The organism is Polyangium mundeleinium (assembly GCF_028369105.1).
GTDB lineage: Bacteria > Myxococcota_A > Polyangia > Polyangiales > Polyangiaceae > Polyangium > Polyangium mundeleinium.
This window is the reverse complement of the sequence record NZ_JAQNDO010000001.1, coordinates 9,125,329-9,148,411: the sequence shown is the minus strand read 5'-3', so window position 1 is coordinate 9,148,411 and position 23,083 is coordinate 9,125,329. Positions and strand designations below refer to the sequence as shown.

Genomic DNA, 23,083 nt, shown 5'->3' with positions numbered 1-23,083 from the left:
CCTCGACGGTCACGGGGAGACCTGCACGCACCAGGACTTGTTGCTGCTCTGGTACGGCGAGAGCTCGATGATCTCGGTGCCGGGGAAATGCTGCACCGTGATGTTCGTGAGGTCGTTGTTCCCCTCCAGCACGAGCCCGTGGCCGGAGGCGACGGTGCCGTCGATCGTCGTGCGCCCCCCCGAGCAAACGCCTTGCGCATAGGGCGAATTTCCGACCATACGCACGCCCCATTTCATGGGCGGGAGGTTGCACCTGGTATGCATGGTCGTGTTGCCATTCGTGTCGCGCGGCACGGCGAAGCGCACCCATTGCCCGGGGAGCGCGTGCTTCATCGCCCAGGTGAGCGTGCCGGGCACGTTCGGGTCACAGGTGAAATCGTTCAGCACCGTCACCTCGGGCCAGATGTATTGCGTGGCCTTCAGGAACTCGAGCACCCCGCGCCCGAGGAGGCTCGCCCCCGGCGCCCCGCCCCCCGGGCCACGCCAGCCGTCGAGGAGCGAGCTGTAATAGCCGCATCGCAAGGCCGGCGTATCGGGGAAGAACCACGACCAGGCCGCCCACCCGAACTGCCTGTTCGGGCGCGTCGCATACAGCAGCACCGAATGCAGGAAATCGACCTCCTCGTCATTCGTGCAGCTCGTCGCCTCGCCCGAAGCGAACTCCGTGATCACCACCGGGAACAGGCGCGCCTGCGTCGCCAGGTAGCCGAAGTACTGATCGAAGAGGGCTTCGAACGTGGCCAGGTTCTCGACGCCCGCGACGCCGTTGTCCTTCGCGAACCAGAAGTACGGCTTTGCCGCGTAGGCGAGGTTCGTCGCGCCCGTGATCTGGTATTGCGGCTGCCACACGCGCCGCAGGTCGACCCCGTCGATCGCGGGCACGAGCACCACGTTCTGCGCGCCGAACTCGCGCACGCGCTCGTACAGCACCCGCATCCCGGCGTACGTAAAGCTCTTCGTGACGCTCCCGCTCCCGTCCGCCTTGGGCAACGTGCAGTTCTTGGTCCCGTAGGACCCGTCCGGGTTCTTCGTGCCGTCGAGCCAGATCCGCCAGATCTCGTCCTCGGACCAATCCGCCGTGTTCGTGCAAGGCACGTGCGGCGTGTCGAAGATCTCGAAGACCACGCGGGATCGATCGATCCCGTCGTTCGGCTGCCCTGGCTTGTGCCCGAGCTCGTGCCCGAGCCGCCGCAAAAAGTTCCCGACCCCGGCGTTGCCGTAGAGGTTTTGACCTTGCAGGTTCCGGCCGATGAAGACGTTTTGCGCCGTCCCGTCCTCGGCCGTCCAGACGTGCGGCATGTGATTCCAGTCGTTTTCTTTGACCCCATTCGAGCCCCGCACGCTCGCGTCGGAGCGGACGTCGAGGATCACGTCCATCCCCTGGGCCTGGATCTTCCTCACGTTGTCCTTGATGATCTGCCAGTAGATCTCCCACACCGCGGGGTTGTTGCAGGGCAGATCGGCGTCGGGATCCGCGCTGAGGGCGTCCGCGAGGCGGTCGCCATAACAGCGGTAATCCCAGGACACGGGCAGCCGGACCGTATCGAAGCCCCATTGCTTCATGTGGGCATATTCGTCCGGGTGGATGCCCGGCGTGAGGCGCGCGCCGCCGGGGATCTGCGGATCCGGGACGGGGATGTAGAGGCTCGGCTGGCTCGGCCCCTCGCCGTGCCACGTCGATTCGAGGCCAGGCCGCGAGACCCCGTGGAAGACCACACGATTGCCATTCCCATCGACGATCGCCGGCGTCCCATCGGCGAGCTTCGCCACCCCGTAAGGCCCGACGCGGCTCGGCGCGCTGATGACCGCCGCAGGGGCCTCCGCCGTCTCCCCCTCGGCCATCTCCGCCTCGGCCATCTCCTCCGTCCCCACCTCTTCCACCTCGGCGCACCCCGGCCCGACGGCCAGCGTCCCCGCCACGAGCAGCAGCGCCGCCCCGCCCCACGTCGCACGCGCACGACCCATCGAAGAAGAATGATTCCTCATGACAAACGTATCTCCCTGTGCGCGTCGCCCGATTTCCTTGGCGTCGACGCGCTTCGACAGGGCCCTATCGCAAGGGTCGGGCCAGCCCCGCCCGGCGGGCATTCCTGCCGCCCGCCCGCATGTTTCCACCGTTTACGTGAGGCTCCCGCCACCTGCGGCGTTCGCGGCGACGCGCCCCGCGTTCCCGCCGACGCGCCGCCGTTGCCCGCGACGCTACGTCTCGTCCTTCTCGACGAGATCGTCGAAGGGCCCCTCTCCGTTCTGCCCGAGCGCGCGGAAGAGTGTGTTCACCTTCTCGATTTCACGCCGGAACGCCTTCTGGTGGTTCCGGTTCTGCACCACGCCCGCCTTGCCGAGCAGCCGGAAGGCCGCCTCCTTGCTGTTCTTGCGGCGCGCCGCCGTCCCGAGCACCACCCCGCGGAACGCCTCGGCCAGATCGAGATCCAGCGCCTCCCCTGCGGCCTCGCGCCTCTCCGCCTCGTCGACGACCGCCTCCGCGGCCCGTCGGATCGACGCGAACGCCGGATCCTTCGCCCCGCCGCCCCCCTCGTATCCGAGCGCGCGCTCGACGTGCCGCGCCTCCAGCGTGATTTCGCGCGTGGCTCCCCCGTGCTCCACCAGGGCGAGCGCGTACGCTCGACGGATGATGTTGTCGAGTTGTCGCAGGTTGCCAGGCCAGCGCGCCGCGACGAGCGCCCGCTCCGCCTCCGGCGCGACGTGGGCTCGCCCTTCGGCCGTGCTCTCCGCGTGCCGTCGCTGGAGCATGTAATGCGCCCATGGCGGGATCTCGTCCGCGCGCTCGTCGAGCGGGAGGAGCTTCACCGGCAGCACGTTGATTCGATAATAAAGATCCTCTCGGAACCTTCCCGCGGCGACGGCGGCGCCGAGATCCGCGTTCGTCCCGACGAGGAACCGCACGTCCGCGCGCCGCTCGCCCGAGCCGTCGCCGAGCGCGCGATACCGGCGCTCCTCGAGCACCTGCAAGAGCCCCGCTTGGGCCTTCAACGAGAGTTTGTCGATCTCGTCGATGAAGAGCGTCCCGCCGTCGGCGCGCGCCACGGCGCCTGGGTTGTCGGTGACGGCGCCGCTGAAGGCGCCCTTTTTCCACCCGAAGAGCTCGCCCATTTGCAGCTCGTCGGGCACCGTCATCAGATCGAGCGCCTCGAAGCGCTTGCTCTTGCGGCGCGATTGCGCGTGGCACCAGCGCGCGATGCGTGATTTCCCAGCGCCCGTCGGGCCGCCGAGCAGGATCGTCTCCTCCTGCTCGGCGAAAACACGCGCCATCTGCACGAGCCCGGCCATCTTCGTCCCGAGCACGGGCAAAAGCTCGTCCGCAGGCGCGGCGGGCGGGGGTGCCATGGGCAGCGACGCGAGGTGCGGCGCCGCGACGTCCGCGAGGAGCTGCAGCGCCCCGAGCACTTCGGGCCCCCAGAAGAGCCGGCCAATTGCCGCCTGACAGTCGGCCTCGAGGGAGATCATCCCGATCACCGAGCCTGGCAATCGCAGCGGCACGACGGCGAGGTGGGTCGCCGCTCGTTCGAGCAACCGCGCCGCGCTCTCGCGCCCGAAGGCCACGTCCGGCCCGGCGAGCTTCTCGCGCACCACGACGCCGCCCCCGCCGAGGTGCGGCTCCACCTTGCCGAGCGTCACGTCAATCGTCACCGCGCACCCGTACGTCGCGACCCATCGCCACGCCGACGCCGAGGGCAGGTGCGCCGGCGTGCCCGCCTCGATGAGCCGCGCCGCGGCCGCGCCGAGCTCCATCACCACGAGGCCTCGATACCCGTCGCCGGGGCGCAGGTGCACCATTCCGCGCAGCATGCGCCCGCGGCCCGCGTGACGGCCCGCGCCGAGGGCCTCGGACGCGCGGCCGAGCATGGGCGCGAGCGTGGCGCCCGCGGCCCCCTCGAACGTTCGTGCCGCGAGGAGCGAGGCGCAGAGCGTCGCGAGGAGCTCTTGCATGTTATTCGGCCGTCTTCGCGCAGCGCACGCCCGTGCTGACGTGGCCCGTGGCGCGGTCGAATGCGTAACGTGTCGTCGACTTGGCGGCGCTCGACGCGAAATCCCAGGAGCCGCCCCGGATCACGCCCTTCGCGCCCGTGGCGACGAGCGGATCCTTGCGCTCGCTTTTCGTGTAGGCGCCCGGCTCGAAGCCGTCCGCGACCCATTCCCAGACGTTGCCGGCCATGTCGAGCGCGCCGAAGGGACTGCCGTGATCGGGGAACGAGCCCACGGGCATCGTGCCTTTGGCGCGCCCCGGGCACTGGCCCGCCGCGCGCGCGAAATTGCCGAACGTGCAGGCGATGGGCTCCTCGCCCCAGGGAAAGCGCCGCTCGTCCTTGCCACGCGCGGCGTACTCCCATTCGGCCTCCGTCGGCAATCGTTTGCCGAGGAAGGCGCAGAGCTTCGCCGCCTGCCCGTGGTCGATGCAATTGATGGGGTGGCGCGCCTTCGCCGGATCGGGCTCCGTGCAGAACGGCGCGAACTTCGTCGACTCGGCCTCGTCCACGCCCGGCCCGTGCACGCCGCTCCGCGTGCACTTCCCCGCGGCCACGCAGCGCGTATAGTCCTCTGCCGTGACCTCGGTCCGGTCGAGGTAAAATGGCTTCGAGATCGTCACGGTGTGCGCCGGTTTTTCGGTCTTCCCTTCCTTCGCGTGCCCCATCGTGAAGCTGCCCGCGGGCACGAGGACCATGTCCGGCGTCGAGCTCGGCAGCTCCACGTGGCCAAACTCGGGGCCCATGCGGGCGAGCGACGGAATGGGCTCGACCTCGCCGCGATGCTTGATCACGACGGACGCGGCGAGGGCGGCCGCGACGAACGTGCAGGCGCCGATCGCCGCGAACAGCGTGCGCCGCGAGGAAGGGGCGGGTTTGCTCGGGCGCATTTCGGCGATCTGCGGGGCGGTCGTCAGCGGATCGCGGATATCGGCGCCGAGCGGGGGCGCGGTGACGCCGGGCGCGTCGGTTTCGATGGGCGAGGGGAGCGCCTCGCGCAGCGCGTCCCAGAAGAGGCGCGCCGAGGTGTATCGGCCGCGCGGCTCGATCGCGAGCGCCTTCTGAAAGACGGCCTCGACAGCGTGGCTCGTGCGTACGCCGTGGGTGCGGGGCGTGGGCCGGAGCGAGACGTCGGTCGTGGCGATGTAGAGCTGCGTGACGTCGTCGCCGACGAGCGCGCTTTTGCCCGTGCAGAGCTCGACGAGCACGAGCGCCAGGGCATACACGTCGGTCCAGGGCCCGGTCGCGCCGAACCTTCGATTGAACTGCTCTGGCGCGCCATAAAACGGCGTGAAGATCGAGGGCGCGTGCCCGGTCTGCTCCATCGCGCGGGTGATCGAGGCATTGTCGGCGATGACCTTGGCGATGCCGAAATCGAGCACCTTCATCGTGGGCGCGCCGGCGGGGGTGTGCGGGGCTGCGCCCCCCACGATGGGGGAGTGGGGGGCGGTGCCCTCCACGAGGGAAGCCAGGAAGAGGTTCGCGGGCTTGATGTCCCGATGCGCGACGCCCTCGTCGTGCGCCGCGGCGAGCGCGAGCGCGGCCGGTTCGAGGAGCGCGAAGGCGTCGGCGAGGGGCATGCCGCCCTGTTTGTCCTCGTTCCGGCGCGCGAGGAATGCTTCGAGTGTCTGTCCGTGCAGCCATTCGAGCACGAGATACGGTGCCCATACGCCGCTCGGGGCGACGGCCGCGCCGACGTCGAGGGCCTGAACGACCGCGGGCGTGGCGCGCGAGAGCTTGCGGAGCAGGCGCCCTTCTTCGAGGAAGCTGTGCTGGAAACGCTCGCGTTCGTCCGGGGCGAGGGAAGCTGGGATCTTCAGGCACTTGACGGCGACCGGCTCGCCGAGCCCGAGGTGCAGGGCGCGGTACACGATGCCGAACCCGCCCTCGCCGACGACCGCCTCGACGCGGAACTTGCCGTCGATGGTTTGGCCCACCCAGGCGAAGGGATCGGCGAGAGCAGCGGACGCCATGCGGGCGCCGAGCATAACGCGAAGGCGAGCGGAGGGGGAAGGGGGTTCGCGGACCTTTCCGCGGCGGCGGGCGACCGGCTTGTCGCGGAATCGCTACCCTCGTGGAGGTCGTAGCTCGGCCATCGCGCCGCGCAGGAACGCGGTGACGTTCTCGACGCTCCACGTATCCCCGGGCAAAAGCCCCGGCGTCTTCGTCGTCAACGTTCCCTGCGCATCGACCTTTGCGCGGCGCCCCGCGTCGAAGGCCTCGCCCTTCACGCGGGCGACCGCGATCTCGCCGGGCCACGCGCCCTGCAAGAACGCCATCACCTGGGCAACCATTTCGTCCTGGCTCTCGATCCGCGCGACGAGCGCCCGATCCGCCGTGAGCACGATCTCGGTGATCTCGTCGCCGGCCAGGTAAAACACGATCGATTTCGCCTGCGCCTCCGAGCGCGCGAGCACGGCGAGCTCGGGCGCGACGGCGACCGCCAGGGATTGCATCAGGTCTTCCTTGAAGTGATACGTGCTCGGTCGTTCCGCCGGCGTGAGCCAGCCGTGCTCGTTCAGCTTGGCCACGAGGCGCGGGAGGTTCTCCTCGGTGAACACGTGAAAGATCGCCTCGTCGAGGCCCACGAGCTTCTTCGCGTTCAAAAAGCCGCAGAGGGCCGCGAGCTCCTCGATTTCGAGTGTATGAGCTTTCATCGTTTGCCCTAATCCCACAGGCTGTTCCAGGTGTCGGAGGCCCAATCCTTGGCGCCCTCGTAGGCATCGGAGACGGCGTCCTTGGTGGCCTCCCAGGCGTTCGAGACCCCGTCGATCCCCCCGACGACCCCATCCATGATCACGTCGCCCGCGCCGTCGGTGAACTTCTGCCCCCCGCTGCGATCGGGCAGCTGGTCACGCCAGTACGAGATCCCGGACCGCTGACCGGAGAGCGGGCTCGCCGTGTCGCGCCCTTCTTGCCCGAGGTAATCGTATCCGGGGCCCTGGTTGTGATAATTGTACAGATACCCTCCGGCGTCGTGCACGGCGCCGTGATACCCGATCGCGGAGTCGTTGCCGTCGACCGCCGCATTGCCTGGACCGACGAGCCCCCCGGTCGGATTGAGCAGCGCGCCGAACACGGGATCCATCCCCAGCGCATCCCCGGCGACCTGGCCATACCGGAGCTGCGAGGTGCTCCCCATGTGATCGCCGTGGAGCCAGTTGACCCCGGGAGGCGGATCGATGCCCTTCTCCGCGGCGATCCGCTCCTGCTCGGCGAGCGCGGCCTGATACCGCTGCCAATCCTGCTGGATCTGCTCGAGCGGCTTGCCGCGCGCCTCCGCGATTTGCCGGAGCGCCTCCTGGACATCGGGATGGTTCGGGTCGTGGCGATGCTCCCAGAGCGTCTCCATCGCCTTCTTCAATTGCTCGGAGTTTGCCCCTTGCCATTCCTTGCCGACGAGCGTGGACAGATATTCGTCGGTGAAGAGCGAGGCCACGGCGTCGCCCGGCGCGAGGGGCCCGATGAGGACCGTGGGAAACCCCATGGCGACGACGCCGTCGTGCCGCGTGAGATCACCCTTGCGCGCCGCGGGTTTGCCGCCGATGAGCACGGTGGGCGCGCCCGTCTTGATCACGTCGGTCGGGCCCTGGCATTGGCACAGATCATCGATCCGCGCGGCGGCCTGTCCCCCAATGACGACGGTCGTACACCCCGGCGGGAGAATCGGCCCCCCGACATGCGCCGGACAGGTGTGCGCATCACCAACACGCGCGGCAAGCTGGGTCATGGCTCGGCCGGGAGGATATCAGAGGAGGGGGCGCGCGCGCAGCAAAAAGGAGGTGAATGGTTTCGAGGGGTTGGGGGCGCGGGGGGTCAGGCTGCGTAGCGGAGGATGGCGAGCGACGCGCGAACGGCCGATGGGGAAGGGCGTGGAGAAGGGGTAAATCGCGCCCAAGAGGGGTCGGGACGTCCGGAGAGGTCTCCGCAGCCGCGCCAAAGGGAGGTCGGGCCGTCTGGAGGGGCCTCCGCACCCACGCCAAGCCATGGTCGGGACGTCCGGAGGTGTCTTTGCACCTGCGCCAAGCCATGGTCGGGACGTCCGGAGGTGTCTTTGCACCTGCGCCAAGCCATGGTCGGGACGTCCGGAGTGCTCTCTGCACCCGCGCCAAGCCATGGTCGGGTCGTCAGGAGAGGTCTTCGCACCCGCGCCAAAGAGGGGTCGGGACGTTCGGAGGGGTCTTCGCACCTCCGCCAACGCGTGCTCCGGTCCACCGGAGTGCTCCTTGCACCCGCGCCAAGCTCTTCCCGGCGTTCCCGGAGGTGTCGTAACACCGCTTCATACGCCGCCTCCGGAGGCGCTCGTCGATACCCCCGTCCCGCTTTCTGTCGAGCTGCCCGAGGGAGAAGAGGCGCAGGCCGCTGTCGTCTTGTACAAACCCTTTGGAGACACGCGCGACCATCGGATCGACATGAGGAGGATGGGGCGGGGCTTCGGCGCGTTGATACCATGTGTATACGTCAATGTCACCGGGCCCATTTTCTATCGCTTCGAGTTTCTGGACGAGAAAAAGGAAATCATCAAGAGGCTCGGGACACCAAAGGAGCCTTTTCGTGTGACGGTCACCCGCGAAATCCAAGGCGAACCGCCAAGCCTCCCCAACGAGAGCCCGCCAGCGAGCTGCCCTGTTGTGTACGCCGACCCTCCGTGTGTGTTCGACAAGACGCAATGCTCAGAGCAGCCCAAGCCGAGCTGGCGGTGGCCCCTGCCGAAGGAGCACGCAAAGGGATGTGCCGGGTGCAATGTGGCGACGAGTTGCCCGGAAGGCTTCCCATTGATTCTATTCGCCGTGTTCATGACGATGGCACGTCGGGCGCGGCGAAGAGCGCGCGTAAACGAGTAACGACATGCCGACCAGGGGATTCGCGCGGCCGCGGCCATGGCGCTCGCGACGGGCGGGTTCGACGTGTCGGGGTTGTCGACCTATTCGACGCTGTCGCGCGGGCTCGTCGAGGCCATTCGGAGAATGGGTGCGGGGGCCACGGCGCGGCGTTGCGTCAACGCTTCCGCGCAATGGCAAGCCCGAGCGCATCGAGCGCATCCCGGAGCCCGCTCGCAAGATCCGCGCGGGATCGGAGCCTGCCGAGGTCAACCCCGGCTTCGACCATCGCGCGCGCCATGTGCGGCCGTACGCCCACGAGGATCGGTGTCGCGCCGAGCAATTCGACGCCCCGCGCCGCGCCCATCAAATGCTCGGCCGCCTCTGCCCCGACCGAGGGCAATCCCGTCACGTCGAGCAGCACGACGCGGGATTGGTTCTCCACGACCGCCTGGAGCAAGAGCGGCGTCAGGTGCGCCGCGCGCGCGGCGTCGAGCGCGCCGACGAGCGGCAAGACGAGGATCCCCGGGTAGAGCGGGAGCACCCGCGCGGAGAGCTGCAAGATCTCCTCGGCCTGCGCGCGTACGAGTTTTTCGCGCGCGCCGAGATACGCGTCCGCGAGCGTGGCCGCGCCCATGTAACTCACGCGGGCGCGCATCCGCTCCCAGTGAAGGCGCGCCTCGGGATCGCCTGCAAAAAAGGTCGCGAAGTCCTCGGTGACGACGTCGAAGCCCATCGCCATCCCGCGCAGGATGTCCACGATCCTGACCCCGAGCCCCGATCGTTGTTCGCCGATCACCGCGAGCAGGGTCGGGAACGCCTGCGAATCCTCCGCGACGAGGTCGTGGCCCATCGCCTCGAACGCACGCTTGAAGGCCCCGCGTCGCACCTCCGCGGGCAAGCTCCGATAAAACGGGACTTCCGCCGCTTCGACGCGCACGCACGACTTCGCGACGTTGTCCTCGAGACGTTCCCAGAAGGCATCGATCACGCGCTGCATGTACCTGCTCCGCCCGCCATGTTGCACGAGGGGGGGCGAAGAAGGAAAGGTCGCGTTCGGAGTCCCGTTACGTCAGGCCGACACATCGACCGGCGCCACCCGCGAGGTGAGGAGGGAGATCAGCCGGTCGTGATCGACCGGCTTCGTGAGGTGGTGATCAAAGCCGGCCCGCCGCGCCTGTTTTCGGTCCTCTTCTTGCCCGTACCCCGTGAGCGCGACGAGGATCGCCGCCCGTGTCTCGCGTTGCGCGCGCAGGCGGCGCGCGACCTCGTATCCGTCGAACCCTGGCAGGCCGATGTCGAGCAGGACGACCTCGGGCTGGAACACCCTGGCGATGTCAATCGTGCTCGGCCCGTCGTGCGCGACGCGGGTGTCGTGCCCGAGGTATCCGAGCATGAGGGCCAGGCTCTCCGCAGCGTCGCAGTTGTCGTCCACGATCAGGACGCGCCGTCGCTCGCTCCTCGACGGGAGCTCGCGCGCCTCGCTCGTCGGCGCGGCGAGCTCCTCCGCCGGCGCGGCGTGGCATATCGGCAGGCACACGGTGAATTCGGCGCCCTGGCCCGTGCCGCCGCTCCCCGCGGAGACCTTGCCGCCGTGCATTTCCACGAGCGTGCGCACCAGCGTGAGGCCGATGCCGAGGCCACCCTGCGCGCGGTCGAGGGTGCGGCTCGCTTGCGTGAAGAGGTCGAAGACATGCGGCAGGACGTCGGGCGCAATGCCGATTCCATTGTCCTCCACCCGGATCTGGACCTCGGCGCCCCCGACCTCGGCGGAGAGCCGGATCAGGCCCCGGTTCTCCGTGTATTTCGCCGCGTTGTTGAGCAGATTCGAGAGGACCTGCGAGAGCCGGCCGAGGTCGCCTTCGAGCACCACGGAGCCCGCCGGTAGCTTGATCGAGAGCGTATGCCCGGCCGCGTCGATGAGCGGGCGGCTCGTCTCCACCGCGCGGCTCACGATCGTGCCGAGGTCGATTCGCTCCTTGCGCAGGATCAGCTTGCCCTGCGTGATGCGACCGACGTCGAGCAGGTCGTCGACCATGCGCGAGAGTTGCTCGGATTGGCGGTCGATCATGGCGTGCAGCCGCTCGACGCGCGGGCTCTCCGAGCGCGTGCTGCGGAGCACGCTCACCGCATTGCGGATCGTCGCCAGGGGGTTTCGGAGCTCGTGCGAGAGCATGGCGAGAAACTCGTCTTTGCGTCGGTCCGCGACGCGGAGCGCCTCCTCGGTCCGCTGCCGTTCGTTCTGCAGCGCGGACTCCGCCTGCTTGAACGCCGTGATGTCGACGAACGCGCCAATCGAGCCGCGTGGCTCGCCGTTCGGGCCGCGCAGCGGTACGGCGCTGCCGAAGATGGTGATGCGGTCTCCGTCGGCGAAGACGATCTCCTCCTCCCAATCACGCGCCGGCTCTCCACGCGCGGCGCGCTGGATGGGCAGCTCCTCGGGGCGGAGCTCCTTGCCGTCCCGGAAGATGCGCACGTGCGGCACGGTGTCGCCTTCCGCCGCCGTCTTCGAGATGTTCGTTTGCTCGGGCGGCACGCGCATCATCTCGTACGCGGTGCGGCTGCCGGTGATGAGGTGGCAATGCGGGTCGTGCGCGATCCAGATCGCGGCCGGCGTCGCATCCATCAGCGCCTCGATCTCCTGGGCCCGCGCCCTGGCGCGCTCCTCGCTGTCCCGGAGGCCGTCTTCGAGCTGCTTGCGATCCGTGATGTCCGTCGCGACGCCGCAGACGGCGTAGGGTTTGCCGTGGCGATCCCGCAGGGGAAACTTGAGCGAGAGGAAGGTGTGGAGCTTGCCGTCGATGACCATTTCCTCCTCGCGCTCAATCACGCGCTCGGAGCGGAGCACGTCGAGGTCATTCTGGCGGAAGGCGTCGGCGATGGCGGGGGGGACGAGCTCGTGGTCGGTTTTTCCGAGGATCTGGTCGAGAGGCAGGCCGAAGTTCGCCTGCACGCGCGGGTTCGCGAGGAGGAAACGCCCGCTCGTGTCCTTGACGAAGATGGAGGCCGCGGTGTTGTCGATGAGCGCCTCGAGCATCTCCTTGGTTTCGCGGACCTCTTGCTCGCTGCGCACGCGATCGGTGATGTCGCGCCACGTGGCCATGATTCCGTCGCCCATCCGGATCACGCGCACGTCATAAGCCCTCTGCAGGCGCGTGTCGGGGTCGTCGCGCTCGTCCTCGTAATGGAAGGCTTCCCTGAAGAGGGGCTCGCCCGTCTCGACGACCCGCGCATAATGCTCGATGCCCCGCGCGGCACGGGGGGCAGGGTAGAGATCGCGCAGCGTCCGGCCGATCTGCGCCGCGCGGGACATCCGGACGAGCTCGCAGGCGGCGGCGTTCACGTAATCGGTGCGAAAGTCGACGAGGGTGCCGGACCCGTCACGGACGGCCGAATAAATGCCCACGGCGTCGAGCGAGCTCTCGACGGCCGCCTGGAAGCGCTCCTCGCTCGCGCGGAGCCGGGCTTTCTGGGTTTTTTCCGCCGTCACGTCGAGCGATACGCCGACCATGCGCGCCCGCCCGGCGTCGTCCGTGAGGACGCGGCCGCGCGAGCGGATCCACCGGATGGCGCCGTCGGTTCGACGAATGCGGTATTCGGAGACGAAGTCACTCCTTTCCGCGAATGCAGCCGCGAACCGCGCCTGCGTGGGCGCGAGATCCTCGGGATGGACGGCCTTGCGAAAGGTCTCGCCGTGCACCGGGCCCCCGTCCGGGGCGGGGCGCTCCCCGAACATGCGGTAGACTTCGTCGGACCAGTAGCCCTCGTGCGCCCCCAGGTCCCAGGACCAATGCCCCGCGCCGGACGCTCGGAGCGCGAGGTCGAGGAGCGCCCCGCTCTCGTCGTGCGGTCGGCAAGACGATCCTAACCCCGTGCCCATCCTGTCCTCCCGTGTTCTCCACGGCGTCGGCGACTCGACTTCGTGCGCCGACATTACGTGACATAACGACGGCATGTCAACCAGCCGATGCAATAGGTCTTACCTCTTCGTCGCTTCGGTTTCTTCGACGGGTCGGGTTTCTCCTGAAGTGATGGCTCCGGTTCTCCCGAACGACCGTTTTGCGTTCTTCTCGGGTTGAAAATTCGCATTTTCGTCCCCGCGCCACGGGTTGGCGGCCCGCTGCGTGCATCGGCTCGCGGCGATTCGCAGGAGGCGACGCTCATGAAAAAGGTTCGCTCTTCTCTCCTCGCCGGACTTTCCCTCTGCGCCGCGCTGGCGATTCCAGCGCTCGTCGTGGCGCCGATGGGCTGCAAAAAAGACCCGACCTCCCAGCAGGAGCAAAGCGCGCCCGAGAAGCCCACGACAGAGCTGATGCAGCGCACGTGGGACGCGTGGAGCTCCCTCGATCCGCAGAATTCCGCCCCATTTTACGCGAAAGACGAGGGCCTGGTCTTCTTCGATTTCGCGCCCCTCGAGCACCGAGGCTGGAAGGCCTACGAGAAGGGTGTGAAGGATCTTCTCGCGCAGTTCAGCAGCCTGAAAGCAAAGGTCCGCGACGATGCCCGGATCGAGTCCCATGGAAACACCGCATTGGCCGCGGGGATCGTGCATTTCGACATCACGTTCCGGGACGGCATGACGGAGTCGTTCGACGCGCGCTGGTCCGTCGTGTGGGCGTGGCGCGACGGGCAATGGCTCATCGTGCACGAGCACGTCTCGGTGCCGATCCACGACGGGCCGGCCGAAGCGGGGGGGCCGCAGGACGAGACGAACCTGGGCGGTTAGTCAATCGTCGGCGCGGCCGGCGCGAGAGCGTTTGCGCTCCCCGGCGCGTTTCTTTTCGTCGAGGCGGCGCTCGACCGCGCCGCGGCTCGGGCGCGTGGGCTTGCGCGGCCGGGGCGCGACGAGCGCCGCCGCGACGAGCGCGCGGATCTTGTCGTGGGCGTCCGCCAGGTTTCTCCCCTGATCCCGCGTTCTCTGGCTCGTGACGCGCAGCTTGCCCTCGGCATCGAGGCGGGTGCGCACCGCCGCGAGGAGCCGCGCCCGCGCGCCTTCGTCGAGGCCCACGATCACGTCGAGATCGACCCGGACGTCGACCTTGGACTCGACCTTGTTGACGTTTTGTCCGCCGGGGCCGGAGGCGCGCGCCGTCGTCACGGTGAGGGCCGACGCCGGGACGTGAACGCGGTCGTTCACCACGATGGCGCCTTCGGGGGTGGCTCGACTTTCTCTCGGATCCACGGCTCGTCTCCTCGTCGTTTCCTGGTTCCTCGCCGCGCGGAGGAAAGCACCACGGGGGCGGCTCGTCGAGATACCGATGCCGGAAGCACGAACCATTGCTTGGAAGAGCGCTCACCAAAACGGGGCGTCTATTGCCAGGCGATACCCCGGTCCGGTAGAGTCCGTGCCCCGTCGGATTCCCGGGCGCGGGGACGGGACGGGACGAGGGCGGCGTGAGCGATCGGCATGGGATCATCGTCGGGCTCGCTTCGGCACGCGGAGGCGTCGGGCGCGCGATGGCCGTGGCCAATGTCGGCGCGCTCCTGGCGCAAAAAGGCAAGCGCGTCCTCGTCGTGGATCTGGCCGTCGACGAGCCCGCGCTGGAGCGTTATTTCCAGGGGCGAGGCGAGGGCCGAAGGGGCGCGGGCGTCGTCGATTTCTTCGAGGGCGTGCGCGCGGCCGTGTCGCCGCTCGTGTCGGGGCGCGCGCGGGAAGCCCCACCCGAGGCCGCCGTGCGCGCATGGGTGACGCAGCTCCTCGACGGCGGCGCGGGGATCCGCGTGGTGCCGCTGCGGCTCGGCGGAGCGCCCGCGGAGATGTTTTACTGGCCCGCCGAAGGAGCACGATCCGCCGTGACGCGGGCGCGGGTGATCGAGGAGTGCCCGTGGTTGCTCGCGCCGCTCGCCCGCGCGCTCCGCGCCCGGTACGACGAGGTGCTCGTGAACGTGCCCTCGGGCCGGACGGAGGCGACCGCGCTGCTCGCCGCGCACCTCGTGGACAAGCTCGTGCTGCTCGTGGACGACGCGTCGCTGGAGGAGGCGATCGAGCTCGGGAGGTTCGCCCACGCGCGGCGCGTGATCGTGGACGCGAGCCGGCCGCTCGCGCTGTTTCCGCTGCTCGTGCGCGTGGAGGAGGGCGCGAGCGGGCGCGCGTTCGTGCAGGAGGCGAAGGAGCAGCTCGAAGGGCTGATCTACGAGACGACGAACGTGATGGGGCGGGATCTCGGGCCCTACCTCGGGCTCGCGACGATCCCCTGGAACGAGCGCGCCGCGCGGGGCGCGATGATCGCGGCGGAGGTCGAGCCGGCCGCGGATCCGAAGAGCCTCGCGCACGCCTATCTGCGCTTCGTGCAATGCCTGCGGCGCCAGAGCCCGCTCGACGTGGGCGAGGCGACGCGGCCGAGCTCGCGGGATCTATGGGCGGCGATCGAGGCGCGGCGCGGGCGCGGCGGGCCGGATTCGTCGCCGCCGACTTCGTCGCGGCTCGTCGTGGAGGACCGGGGCTCGTCGCCGCCATCCGCGCACACGCCGCAGAGTGTACGGCTCCTCGAGGGAGATCCATTCGTCCGCGCGGCGGTGCTGCGCGCCGAGGGGAATTTTCGCGCGGCGCGCAAGGCGTACCTGGAGATCGCGCGCGGCGAGATCCGCGACGAGGGAGGCGCACGGGACGCGGCGCGGGCGTTGCTCGCGCTCGGGGATCTCGCGATCGAGTCCGGCGAGGCGGGCGGAGCCGATTACGGCGAGGTGATCCGGCGGTTTTTCCCGCGACGATTCGAGGATCGCGAGTTCCTCACGTGTGTGCTCCTTTCGTCGTATCGACAAGGAAAGCTGCACGCGGGCCGCGAGGAGTGGGCCGACGCGTGCAAGCACCTCGGGATGGCGCTCGAGCTCGCCGAGGAGATGCGCCTCACGGGGGAGCCGCCGTGGTTGCGGGCAGTGCTCGCCGATGCGGCGCACGCGGCCGGCGTTTGTTGTCAGGAGCTCGGCTGGGACGATACCGCGGCGAACCATTTTGCGATGGCCCGCGCCGCCTGCGCGGGCGCAGAGGGGCACGGCTCTCGCGCCGTGGAAGCGGCGTCGCTTTGCGGGGCGGTGTTTTCGGTCGGGCGCATGGGCGCGTACGATCGGGCACTCGACGCGGCGATGGAGCTCGCGCGCCGGGCGGAGGCGCCCGCGGCGGCGCCGATCCCCGCGCTGGTCGCGCTCGGGGCCGCGAATGCGGCGGCGACGCTTTCGCTGTCGGGATACGGGACGCAGGCCGCGGCGGCGCTCGCGGCGCTGCGGGAGCGGCTCGCGGGGGTGACGGAGTCGCCGTTGTTCGAGATTGCCGCGGCCGTCGCGTGCAATGAGGTGACGGCGCTCGACGTGCTCGGCCGGCACGAGGAGGCGGAGGCGCGGATGGCCGAGGTGCGGGCGCGTTTTGCGGGGACGCTCCACCTGCCGATTCTCGAGGCGCTCTGCGCGGCCGAGTGCTCGTACGCGATCACGCGGGCCGAGCGTGGCCTTGCGCGGGAGGCGAGCGAGGCGCTTTTCGCGCTGCGGGAGCGGCTCGGCCGGGTATGGCTGCGGCTCGACGCGGGGCCGGGGCTGCTCGCGCTCGTGGCGGGCGTGTCGTATTCGCTCGCGCGTGTGCTCGAACGGGAAGGTCGGGTGGACGAGGCGCGGGCGGCGCTCGCGGAGGCGTCGCAACGCGCGCGCTGGGACGATCCACGGAGGCCGCGGATCCTGGGCCGCGCGGGGCTCGCGCTCCTGCGGGTCGCGGCGATGCTGCAAGGGTTTGGCGTGGCGGCAGGCGAGGCCTCGTTCGAGGTGGCCCGGAGAAACCTGCGGGAGGCCGCGGAGCACGGCGGGTCGGATCCATTTCTGCTCGGCTGCGCGGGCATTCTCGCATTGATCCGCGCGGACGAGGAGGAGGCGCGGGGTTTTCTGGAAAAGGCGTTCGCGCGGGGCGGGGAGGCGGCGATCGCGCGGGCGTGGGGTGCGGTGCGGGAAGCCATGAAGCCTCACGAAGGGTGGGTCCTCCGGGAGATCGGGGCGCGCATGGAGTCGATGCCGGCGGAGATGCGGGACGCGCTCCAGGCGCTCGATCCAACAGGTTTGGCATGGCTCCACGCTCTGGCGGGGGCCCCGGTGTCTCCGCGGAGAGAGGCTGCGCCGGCGGGCGTGGCTTTGGCGGCGGGCGCACCCGGCGTGGTGCTCGGGCGGGCGAACACGCGGGCGATCCGGCCGCACGCGGCGCCGGTGTGTCGGCCTGATACATCTCTCGCCACGGAGCCCCCGGTGCCGTGGGTCTCATGCCCGCTGCTGCTTTTGGAGCGGCAGGACGAGGGGGGCATGACGAAGGCAGGCGGCGTCGTGGATCGGCTGCGGGCCGAGGTGCCGGCGCTCTCGTCGACGCTTTCGTTTCCAGGGTTGAGCGCGGCCCTTTCGGGGGACCTCGTCGGCGAGCTCGCGGCGCTCTACAAGGGCACGCTGGCGCTTCGCGCGGCCTTGCGCACGACCCGCGAGCGCGCGGGGCGCGTGGAGGAGGCGGCGGAGCTGGTGGATGCGTGGCGGGGCGAGGATGGCGCGCCGGTGTTACGTATCTTCGCGGATGATCCGGCGGAGGAGATTCTGCTCGCGAATGGGAGCGAGGCCTCGCTCGTGCGCCGCGGCTACGTGATTGCGAGGTCGACGATCGAGGATACGCCGTACGTCGCGCTTGTCTCGATTCTCGCGGAGGGCCTCGCCGCAGGGTTCGACGTCGTGGTGCGGGCGGACGAGGCGCGCGCGTGGATGGCGGTGATCGAGGCGACCCCGCGAAAGCCGCGGCCCGGCTGCGCGCGGGTGCGCATCGAGGTCGATCGTGTCCTCGTCGCGCGAGGCGATCTCGCGGCCCTTCGGCGTGTCGTGGTGTGGGACGGGCAGGGGAGCGAGCACCAATTCGTGGTGGAAGGGATCGCCCGGGTGGAGCTTTCGCCTCGCGATTGCCGTCCTCCCTCGCGCTCGCTCGACGAGACGCTCGGCGGTCCCGCGACGAAGCGGTGAGAAGCAGAGCGCCGACGTGTTCGGCGCTGCGAGATCGCGAAGCGAACTCGCCTCGGGGGGTGAATCGTCCGGGCTTTGCCCGGACGAGAGGGGGACGCGAGGCGTCCCCCTCAGGAAGACGGCCAGCGATACGCCTTGAGCCGCCATTTCGTTTTGGGGAAGCTCGACTCCTTGACGGAGTTCGACTGGTTGCCGCCGAGGAGCACGTAATGGGTGCTCGTTTCGCGGACCAGGAATCCGACGTGATTGCCGGAGGTCGAGAGGGACGAGTTCGCCGCGCGGGCATTGTAGATGACGCAGACGGCGCCCTGGCGCGCGGTCGTGGACGCGCCCCATTTCACCCAGCTCGCCGCGGCGGCGGAGTTCGTGCCCTTGATGCCAGCCTTTTTGAGGACCCAGTTCACGAACGAGGCGCACCACGCGATTTCGTCCGACTGCGCGCGGAGCGTGGTCGTCGCGTGGTACTCGATGATGCGCGGATTGGCCGCGCGCCCCGAGGTCTCGCGGATGCCCTCCTCCTTGCGCGCGATGGTCATCCACGAGGCCCCGCCCGCGCCGGGGTTCACCGGGGCCGGGTCGGGCGCGGGCGTGGAGGGTTTTGGGGCGGCGGGCTTGGAGGGGGTGGGATCTGCGGCGCCGGCAGGTTGATACTGGAAGCTCGCGCCAATGGCCTTCGCGTCGGGATCGAGGACGGCGTCCCAGGTCCGCGGTCCGACGATGCCGTCGTCCTTGAGGCCACGCTTGCGCTGGAAATGGCGCACGGCGGCATCGGTACGCGGGCCGAACTGGCCGTCGGGGCTCATGGAATACACCCAACGCTTGAGCTCGCGCTGCAGGACGCGGACCTCGTCGCGGAGATGCGGCGCCGCGTCGGGATATCCGGACGGCATTCGCAAGGTGGGGCGGAGCATGCAGCCAAGTGTATGCGAGGCCGGAAGGGCTGCGAAGAGGGAAGATGCGCCTTTCAGGGCACGCGGGCGAACCAGCCGACGATGGCTTCGAGGCGGCGCCGGTCCACGTCATCGAAGGTGGCGGGCCGGTCGGAGTCGATGTCGAGCACGGCGAGGAGCGCGCCCGAGGCATCGAGGACCGGGACGACGATTTCGGAGCGAGAGCGGGCGTCGCAGGTGATGTGGCCGGGGAAGGCGTGGACATCGGGGACGACCACGGTGCGAAGGTCGCGGGCCGCCGCGCCGCAGACGCCCTTGCCGAAGGGGATTTCGAGGCAGCCGAGTGTGCCTTGATAAGGACCGACGCGAAGGAGGTCGGGGGCGACGACGCGGTAGAAGCCGGTCCAGAGATGGCCGAAGCCGTGATGCAAGAGCGCGCTCATCGTGGCCATGACGGCGATGGGATCCGCGAGGCCCGCGAGGACGGCTTCGAGCGTGCGGTCCAATTCGTCGTAGGCGTGGTCCTTGGGCAGGTCGCGTAGATCGGGGGTGGATTCGGCCATGGGGCGCGAACGATACTACGACGCACGAAGGGCGGTAGCGGCGAGCGTGAAAGAGTGGATCTTCCGCGCGACGTCGTTTATACGCGAAATGGTAGCCGCCGATCCGTACCGGCATGGGACGCGGAGGGGGCCGGCCGGCTCGCCATGGAGGCGCTTGTCATGTCGAAGAAGGTTTCCGCGATTCTTTCCGGGGCCGCGCGTATCGCGACGCTCGGTCTCCTCGCCGCGGCGTCCACGGGTTGCATCGTGGTGAAGATCCCGCCGCCGAAGAAGGGCGACGCGTTCCAGCCCCCGACCTCCGCGGCCCTGCCCATCAAGCGCGGAGAGACGCACCGCTTCCGCATGGACTGCGGCGCCAAGGCGACGTTCCGCTCCGACATCGCCAACGCCGAGCGTCTGGTCATCGAGTTCAAAGGGGAGAATCTGAGCCCCGCCGATCAGCAGACGACGGCAACGCTGCGCCTGAACTGGAAAGGCGCGGGCGCGGCCCTCGACCTGCCGATCAGCGTCGGCGACAAGGGCGACCGCAGCACGGGCGGCAGCATCACGGTGACGGGCGACCCCGGCCGGCACGAGGCGACGCTGTCGATGGACGACGCGCCCGACTGCGGTCCGGTCAACTTCCGCATCGGCTTCAATTGAGCCTCGCGCGGCACGAGCTGCCGCGCGCTTCTTCCCACCCCCAGACAAACGGACCCTGAAGGCACGACGCGCCGAGGCGCGAACGGCCTTCGTCCGCGCTTTGTTCGGCACGAGGTACAAAAAACCGAAAGGTCCGGAGGACGTTCATCCTCCGGACCTTGTCGGGGCGAGTGGATTTGAACCACCGACCCCTTGACCCCCAGTCAAGTGCGCTAACCAGGCTGCGCTACGCCCCGAGCCGCTCTGCGTGGTGTTTGCCCCGCAGCGCGAGGCGGCACCCTAGTCGAATTGTCGAGGATTGCAAGAGCCTCGTTCGTCGCTTTGTACGTCTCGCACGAGCTCGGGGGGGCGCACTACGAACGCGCAGCCACGGCAGCCTGGAGCGCGGCCGAAAGGGCCGGGATGTCGGGCGCTGCGACGACGAGGCCAGGGTCGCGGCGCGCCCACACGGAGACGTCCCCGGCCGCGCACGCGACGACGGGCACGCCGAGCGCGCGCGCCTCGCGCACGACGGTGGGCGCAGCCTCTTCCGCCGAGGCATGCACGAGCACGTCGGCCGCAGCGATCCACGCGAGCGCCTCGTCCCGCGGCACGAGGCCGACGAACCGCGCATGCGCAGGGCGGGCACGCGCGAGGGCTTCGAGCTCGGCGCGCAGAGGGCCGTCGCCCACGACGACGATCGACATCGACGCGGAGGTCGCAGCCTCGATCGCGAGGTCGACGCGCTTCGAAGGGACGAGGCGGCCCGCCGCGACGACGAGTTTGTCCGCGGACGGGCGTGGATCGAGCGAGGCGCGGAGCACACGGGCGCGCGTCGTGACGTCGGGGAGGTCGAGGAGAACGGGCTCGACGCGGGATGCGCGTTCGAGGCGCGCGGCGAGCGGCGCAGGCAGGGCGCGGGCGAGGGCGTCGAGGGAGGCGGCCGCGGCGAAGCGGAAGGATGCGTCGCGATCGAGGAGGGCGCGCACGATGAAGAGGCGCGCCGCGGCGGGCATGGCGCAGAGCATGCGCACGTCGGCGCCGTGGCCGACGACCTCGAGCGGCGCAGGCAAACCGAGGAGGAGCGGGACGGCCGAGGGGACGATCCAGTGCGCGATGGCGCGATCGACGGGGCCGATCGCGGAGGCACGCGCGCGCGCGGCGACGGCGAACGGGAGCGCATGGAGCAGGCGCGCGGGATCCCGGCGCACGCGCGCGAGCGCGCCGGGCCAGCCGAAGAGCGCGCCGCCGCCCGCGGGGTGCACGTGGAGCGAGGCGGCGGCGGGATCCCGCGTGGGTTCGTCGAACGGCGATCCCCCGGGCGCGACGACGTGTACCTCGTGGCCTTGCCGTGCGAGCGCGCGGGCCTCGGCGCGGACGAAGTGTCCCGAGGGATCGGCGTCGCTTGCGGGATAGGAAGTGCTGAGGACGAGGATCTTGAGAGGATGTTCGCCAGGCTGCTGCGCGGCTCGATGCGTCGGTCGGCCTCGCTCGACGTACGCGTGTACGCCTCGCTCGGCCTCCCTGGCCTCGAACCGCTCGCGACGCCTGGCGAACATCCTCATCGGTCGAACAAAACGACGAAACGCCGGACTCCGCGGAGCGGCCGGCGTCATCGTCGGTGTCCTCGGTGGCGCGCGGACGCGCCGCCGGGCTATTGCATCACGTCCATCTTCGACCGCTTGCGGCGGCGGCGGGCAGCCTCGGACGCCTTCTTGCGGCGCTTGACCGAGGGCTTCATGTAGTGCCGGCGCCTCTTGAGCTCACGAAGGATGCCCTCCGCGGCCATCTTCCGCTTGAGGTGCTTGATCGCGCGCTCGATTCCCTTGTCGCCCACGGCGACCTCGAGCGGTTTGCACTGAATGGCGTCGGTAGGCATCTCTGAACGCGTCCTCTCGTTTCCATCGTGCGGGCCCTGTTCCCCCGGGCCGCGCGGGGCGTTGTCGTCCTTCGTTTCCTCGTGATCCGTAGGTACACGTATACGTGGTCCCGGATCGCGAGGGGGCGACAGTATGTCAGTGGGTTTTTTGTCTGGCAAGGCCGTCCACGCGTGTTCGAGATGCCGGTGGATCGTGCGCCCGGCAAAACCCGTGAGGTTCTCCACGATTTCTCGGGGTCCACCGCCCGAAGAAAGCCGCTGCGTAGGCCGCTGTAGGGATTTTCCTCAACTCGGGAAGACTTGCAGCTGAGAAAAATTCTACGTATCCAGCGGACGTGCCGAACGCGTGCCCCGAGGCCGAAGCACGTCTCGCCGAGATGCTGGCGCGCGTCCGGGCCTCCGGCCTCAAGCTGACGCCGCAACGCCTGGCCATCGCGCGTGAGCTCGCCGGTGACCCGACGCACCCGACGGCCCAGGAGCTCTTCGAACGGCTGCGCCCCGCGATGCCGACGATGAGCTTCGCGACCGTGTACAACACGCTCGATGCGCTCGCCGCGGCCGGGCTTTGCGTGCCCTTGAGCCTGTCGCCGGGCGCGGCGCGCTTCGACGCGAACATGGCGCCGCACAACCACGCGGTGTGTGATCGCTGCGGCCTGGTGCGCGACGTGCCGTCGTGCACGAACGGCGAGCCGCTCGCGGAGCTCGCGCCTTGCGTGAGCGCGGCCGCGCCGGGGTTTTCCCTGCGCGCCATGGAGCGCATCTACCGCGGGTTGTGTGAGGCCTGCGCCGCGGACGTGCCCATGTCTGGCCGTTCGCGCGCGGGCAAACCACGCTAGTTTCAACACGCAGTTGTTCCTCCCCATCGTGGCAGTACGAAGGAGACGAGATAAGCCATGCAGAAGCTCTCAGGAACCAGGACGCACCAGAACTTGAAGGACGCGTTTGCCGGCGAGTCGCAGGCGAATCGCCGCTACCTCTACTTCGCCAAGGTCGCGGACGTGGAAGGGCGCCCGGAGGTCGCGGGGCTCTTCAAGGACACGGCGGACGGCGAGACGGGCCACGCGCACGGGCACCTCGACTACCTGAAGTCCGCGGGCGATCCGGCGACGGGCCTGCCGATCGGCAACACGGAGAAGAACCTCAAGGCCGCCGTCGCCGGCGAGACGCACGAGTACGAGACGATGTACCCGGGCATGGCGAAGACGGCCCGCGAGGAGGGCTTCGACGACATCGCCGAGTGGTTCGAGACGCTCGCGAAGGCCGAGAAGTCGCACGCGGGTCGCTTCTCGAAGGCCCTCGAGTCGCTCGACTTCTGATCGAGCGCGGCGCGCGGCGCGCGGGCGAGCGGCACACGCTGCTC

Annotated in this window: 17 protein-coding genes and 1 tRNA gene; 5 read left to right on the top strand and 13 right to left on the bottom strand. The window is 69.5% G+C overall.

The window, feature by feature from the left end:
• Window positions 1–9: 9 nt before the first annotated feature.
• The 7 genes from POL67_RS36270 to POL67_RS36240 all read right to left on the bottom strand — a co-directional run bounded on the left by POL67_RS36270 (window position 10) and on the right by POL67_RS36240 (window position 12,683).
• Window positions 10–1,965, bottom strand: a complete 1,956-nt coding sequence (locus POL67_RS36270; RefSeq protein WP_271925209.1) for a cellulase family glycosylhydrolase — start codon at window positions 1,963–1,965, stop codon at window positions 10–12.
• A 234-nt stretch (window positions 1,966–2,199) separates the two neighbouring features.
• Entirely contained in the window at window positions 2,200–3,948 is a 1,749-nt protein-coding gene (locus POL67_RS36265; protein ID WP_271925208.1) for a sigma-54-dependent transcriptional regulator, read from the bottom strand.
• Between the two features lies 1 nt (window position 3,949).
• Window positions 3,950–5,956: a bifunctional serine/threonine-protein kinase/formylglycine-generating enzyme family protein gene (locus tag POL67_RS36260; protein ID WP_271925207.1), complete on the bottom strand. Its 2,007-nt coding sequence runs from the start codon at window positions 5,954–5,956 to the stop codon at window positions 3,950–3,952.
• A gap of 93 nt (window positions 5,957–6,049) precedes the next feature.
• Window positions 6,050–6,640, bottom strand: coding sequence for a hypothetical protein (locus tag POL67_RS36255; protein WP_271925206.1), 591 nt, complete (start codon window positions 6,638–6,640; stop codon window positions 6,050–6,052).
• Window positions 6,641–6,648: 8 nt separating this feature from the next.
• A complete protein-coding gene (locus tag POL67_RS36250; protein WP_271925205.1) occupies window positions 6,649–7,713 on the bottom strand; it encodes a PAAR domain-containing protein in 1,065 nt (354 codons plus the stop codon).
• A 1,268-nt stretch (window positions 7,714–8,981) separates the two neighbouring features.
• Window positions 8,982–9,794, bottom strand: a complete 813-nt coding sequence (locus POL67_RS53855; protein ID WP_271925204.1) for an STAS domain-containing protein — start codon at window positions 9,792–9,794, stop codon at window positions 8,982–8,984.
• An 81-nt stretch (window positions 9,795–9,875) separates the two neighbouring features.
• Window positions 9,876–12,683: a PAS domain-containing protein gene (locus POL67_RS36240; RefSeq protein WP_271925203.1), complete on the bottom strand. Its 2,808-nt coding sequence runs from the start codon at window positions 12,681–12,683 to the stop codon at window positions 9,876–9,878.
• 282 nt (window positions 12,684–12,965) lie between these two features.
• On the opposite strand from POL67_RS36240, the gene POL67_RS36235 reads away from it, so the two are divergent.
• Window positions 12,966–13,529 carry a YybH family protein gene (locus POL67_RS36235; protein ID WP_271925202.1) on the top strand — a complete coding sequence of 188 codons (564 nt, stop codon included), beginning with the start codon at window positions 12,966–12,968 and terminating at the stop codon, window positions 13,527–13,529.
• Here POL67_RS36235 and arfB read toward each other — a convergent pair whose 3' ends face one another.
• Window positions 13,530–13,985, bottom strand: a complete 456-nt coding sequence (gene arfB / locus POL67_RS36230; protein ID WP_271925201.1) for an alternative ribosome rescue aminoacyl-tRNA hydrolase ArfB — start codon at window positions 13,983–13,985, stop codon at window positions 13,530–13,532. It abuts the gene before it with no gap.
• Between the two features lie 212 nt (window positions 13,986–14,197).
• On the opposite strand from arfB, the gene POL67_RS36225 reads away from it, so the two are divergent.
• On the top strand, window positions 14,198–17,770 hold the full coding sequence (locus POL67_RS36225) for a nucleotide-binding protein (protein ID WP_271925200.1): 3,573 nt from the start codon (window positions 14,198–14,200) through the stop codon (window positions 17,768–17,770).
• Between the two features lie 110 nt (window positions 17,771–17,880).
• Here POL67_RS36225 and POL67_RS36220 read toward each other — a convergent pair whose 3' ends face one another.
• Together POL67_RS36220 and msrC are read right to left on the bottom strand one after the other, a co-directional pair.
• The gene (locus POL67_RS36220; RefSeq protein ID WP_271925199.1) at window positions 17,881–18,681 is read right to left on the bottom strand and encodes an NlpC/P60 family protein; all 801 of its coding nucleotides are present in this window, start codon (window positions 18,679–18,681) and stop codon (window positions 17,881–17,883) included.
• 53 nt (window positions 18,682–18,734) lie between these two features.
• Window positions 18,735–19,223: a free L-methionine (R)-S-oxide reductase MsrC gene (msrC, locus tag POL67_RS36215; RefSeq protein WP_271925198.1), complete on the bottom strand. Its 489-nt coding sequence runs from the start codon at window positions 19,221–19,223 to the stop codon at window positions 18,735–18,737.
• A gap of 159 nt (window positions 19,224–19,382) precedes the next feature.
• Here msrC and POL67_RS36210 point away from each other — a divergent pair, with 159 nt between their 5' ends.
• Entirely contained in the window at window positions 19,383–19,865 is a 483-nt protein-coding gene (locus tag POL67_RS36210; RefSeq protein ID WP_271925197.1) for a hypothetical protein, read from the top strand.
• A 161-nt stretch (window positions 19,866–20,026) separates the two neighbouring features.
• Here the strand turns inward: POL67_RS36210 and POL67_RS36205 are convergent.
• The 3 genes from POL67_RS36205 to rpsU all read right to left on the bottom strand — a co-directional run bounded on the left by POL67_RS36205 (window position 20,027) and on the right by rpsU (window position 21,723).
• A tRNA-Pro gene (locus POL67_RS36205) sits at window positions 20,027–20,101 on the bottom strand.
• A 117-nt stretch (window positions 20,102–20,218) separates the two neighbouring features.
• A complete protein-coding gene (locus POL67_RS36200; protein ID WP_271925196.1) occupies window positions 20,219–21,403 on the bottom strand; it encodes a glycosyltransferase family 4 protein in 1,185 nt (394 codons plus the stop codon).
• A gap of 95 nt (window positions 21,404–21,498) precedes the next feature.
• On the bottom strand, window positions 21,499–21,723 hold the full coding sequence (rpsU, locus tag POL67_RS36195; protein WP_136928365.1) for a 30S ribosomal protein S21: 225 nt from the start codon (window positions 21,721–21,723) through the stop codon (window positions 21,499–21,501).
• Between the two features lie 335 nt (window positions 21,724–22,058).
• Between rpsU and POL67_RS36190 the strand changes: the two genes are divergently transcribed.
• Together POL67_RS36190 and POL67_RS36185 are read left to right on the top strand one after the other, a co-directional pair.
• A complete protein-coding gene (locus tag POL67_RS36190) occupies window positions 22,059–22,559 on the top strand; it encodes a Fur family transcriptional regulator (protein ID WP_271925195.1) in 501 nt (166 codons plus the stop codon).
• A gap of 57 nt (window positions 22,560–22,616) precedes the next feature.
• On the top strand, window positions 22,617–23,039 hold the full coding sequence (locus POL67_RS36185) for a rubrerythrin family protein (RefSeq protein WP_271925194.1): 423 nt from the start codon (window positions 22,617–22,619) through the stop codon (window positions 23,037–23,039).
• The last annotated feature ends 44 nt before the right edge of the window (window positions 23,040–23,083 follow it).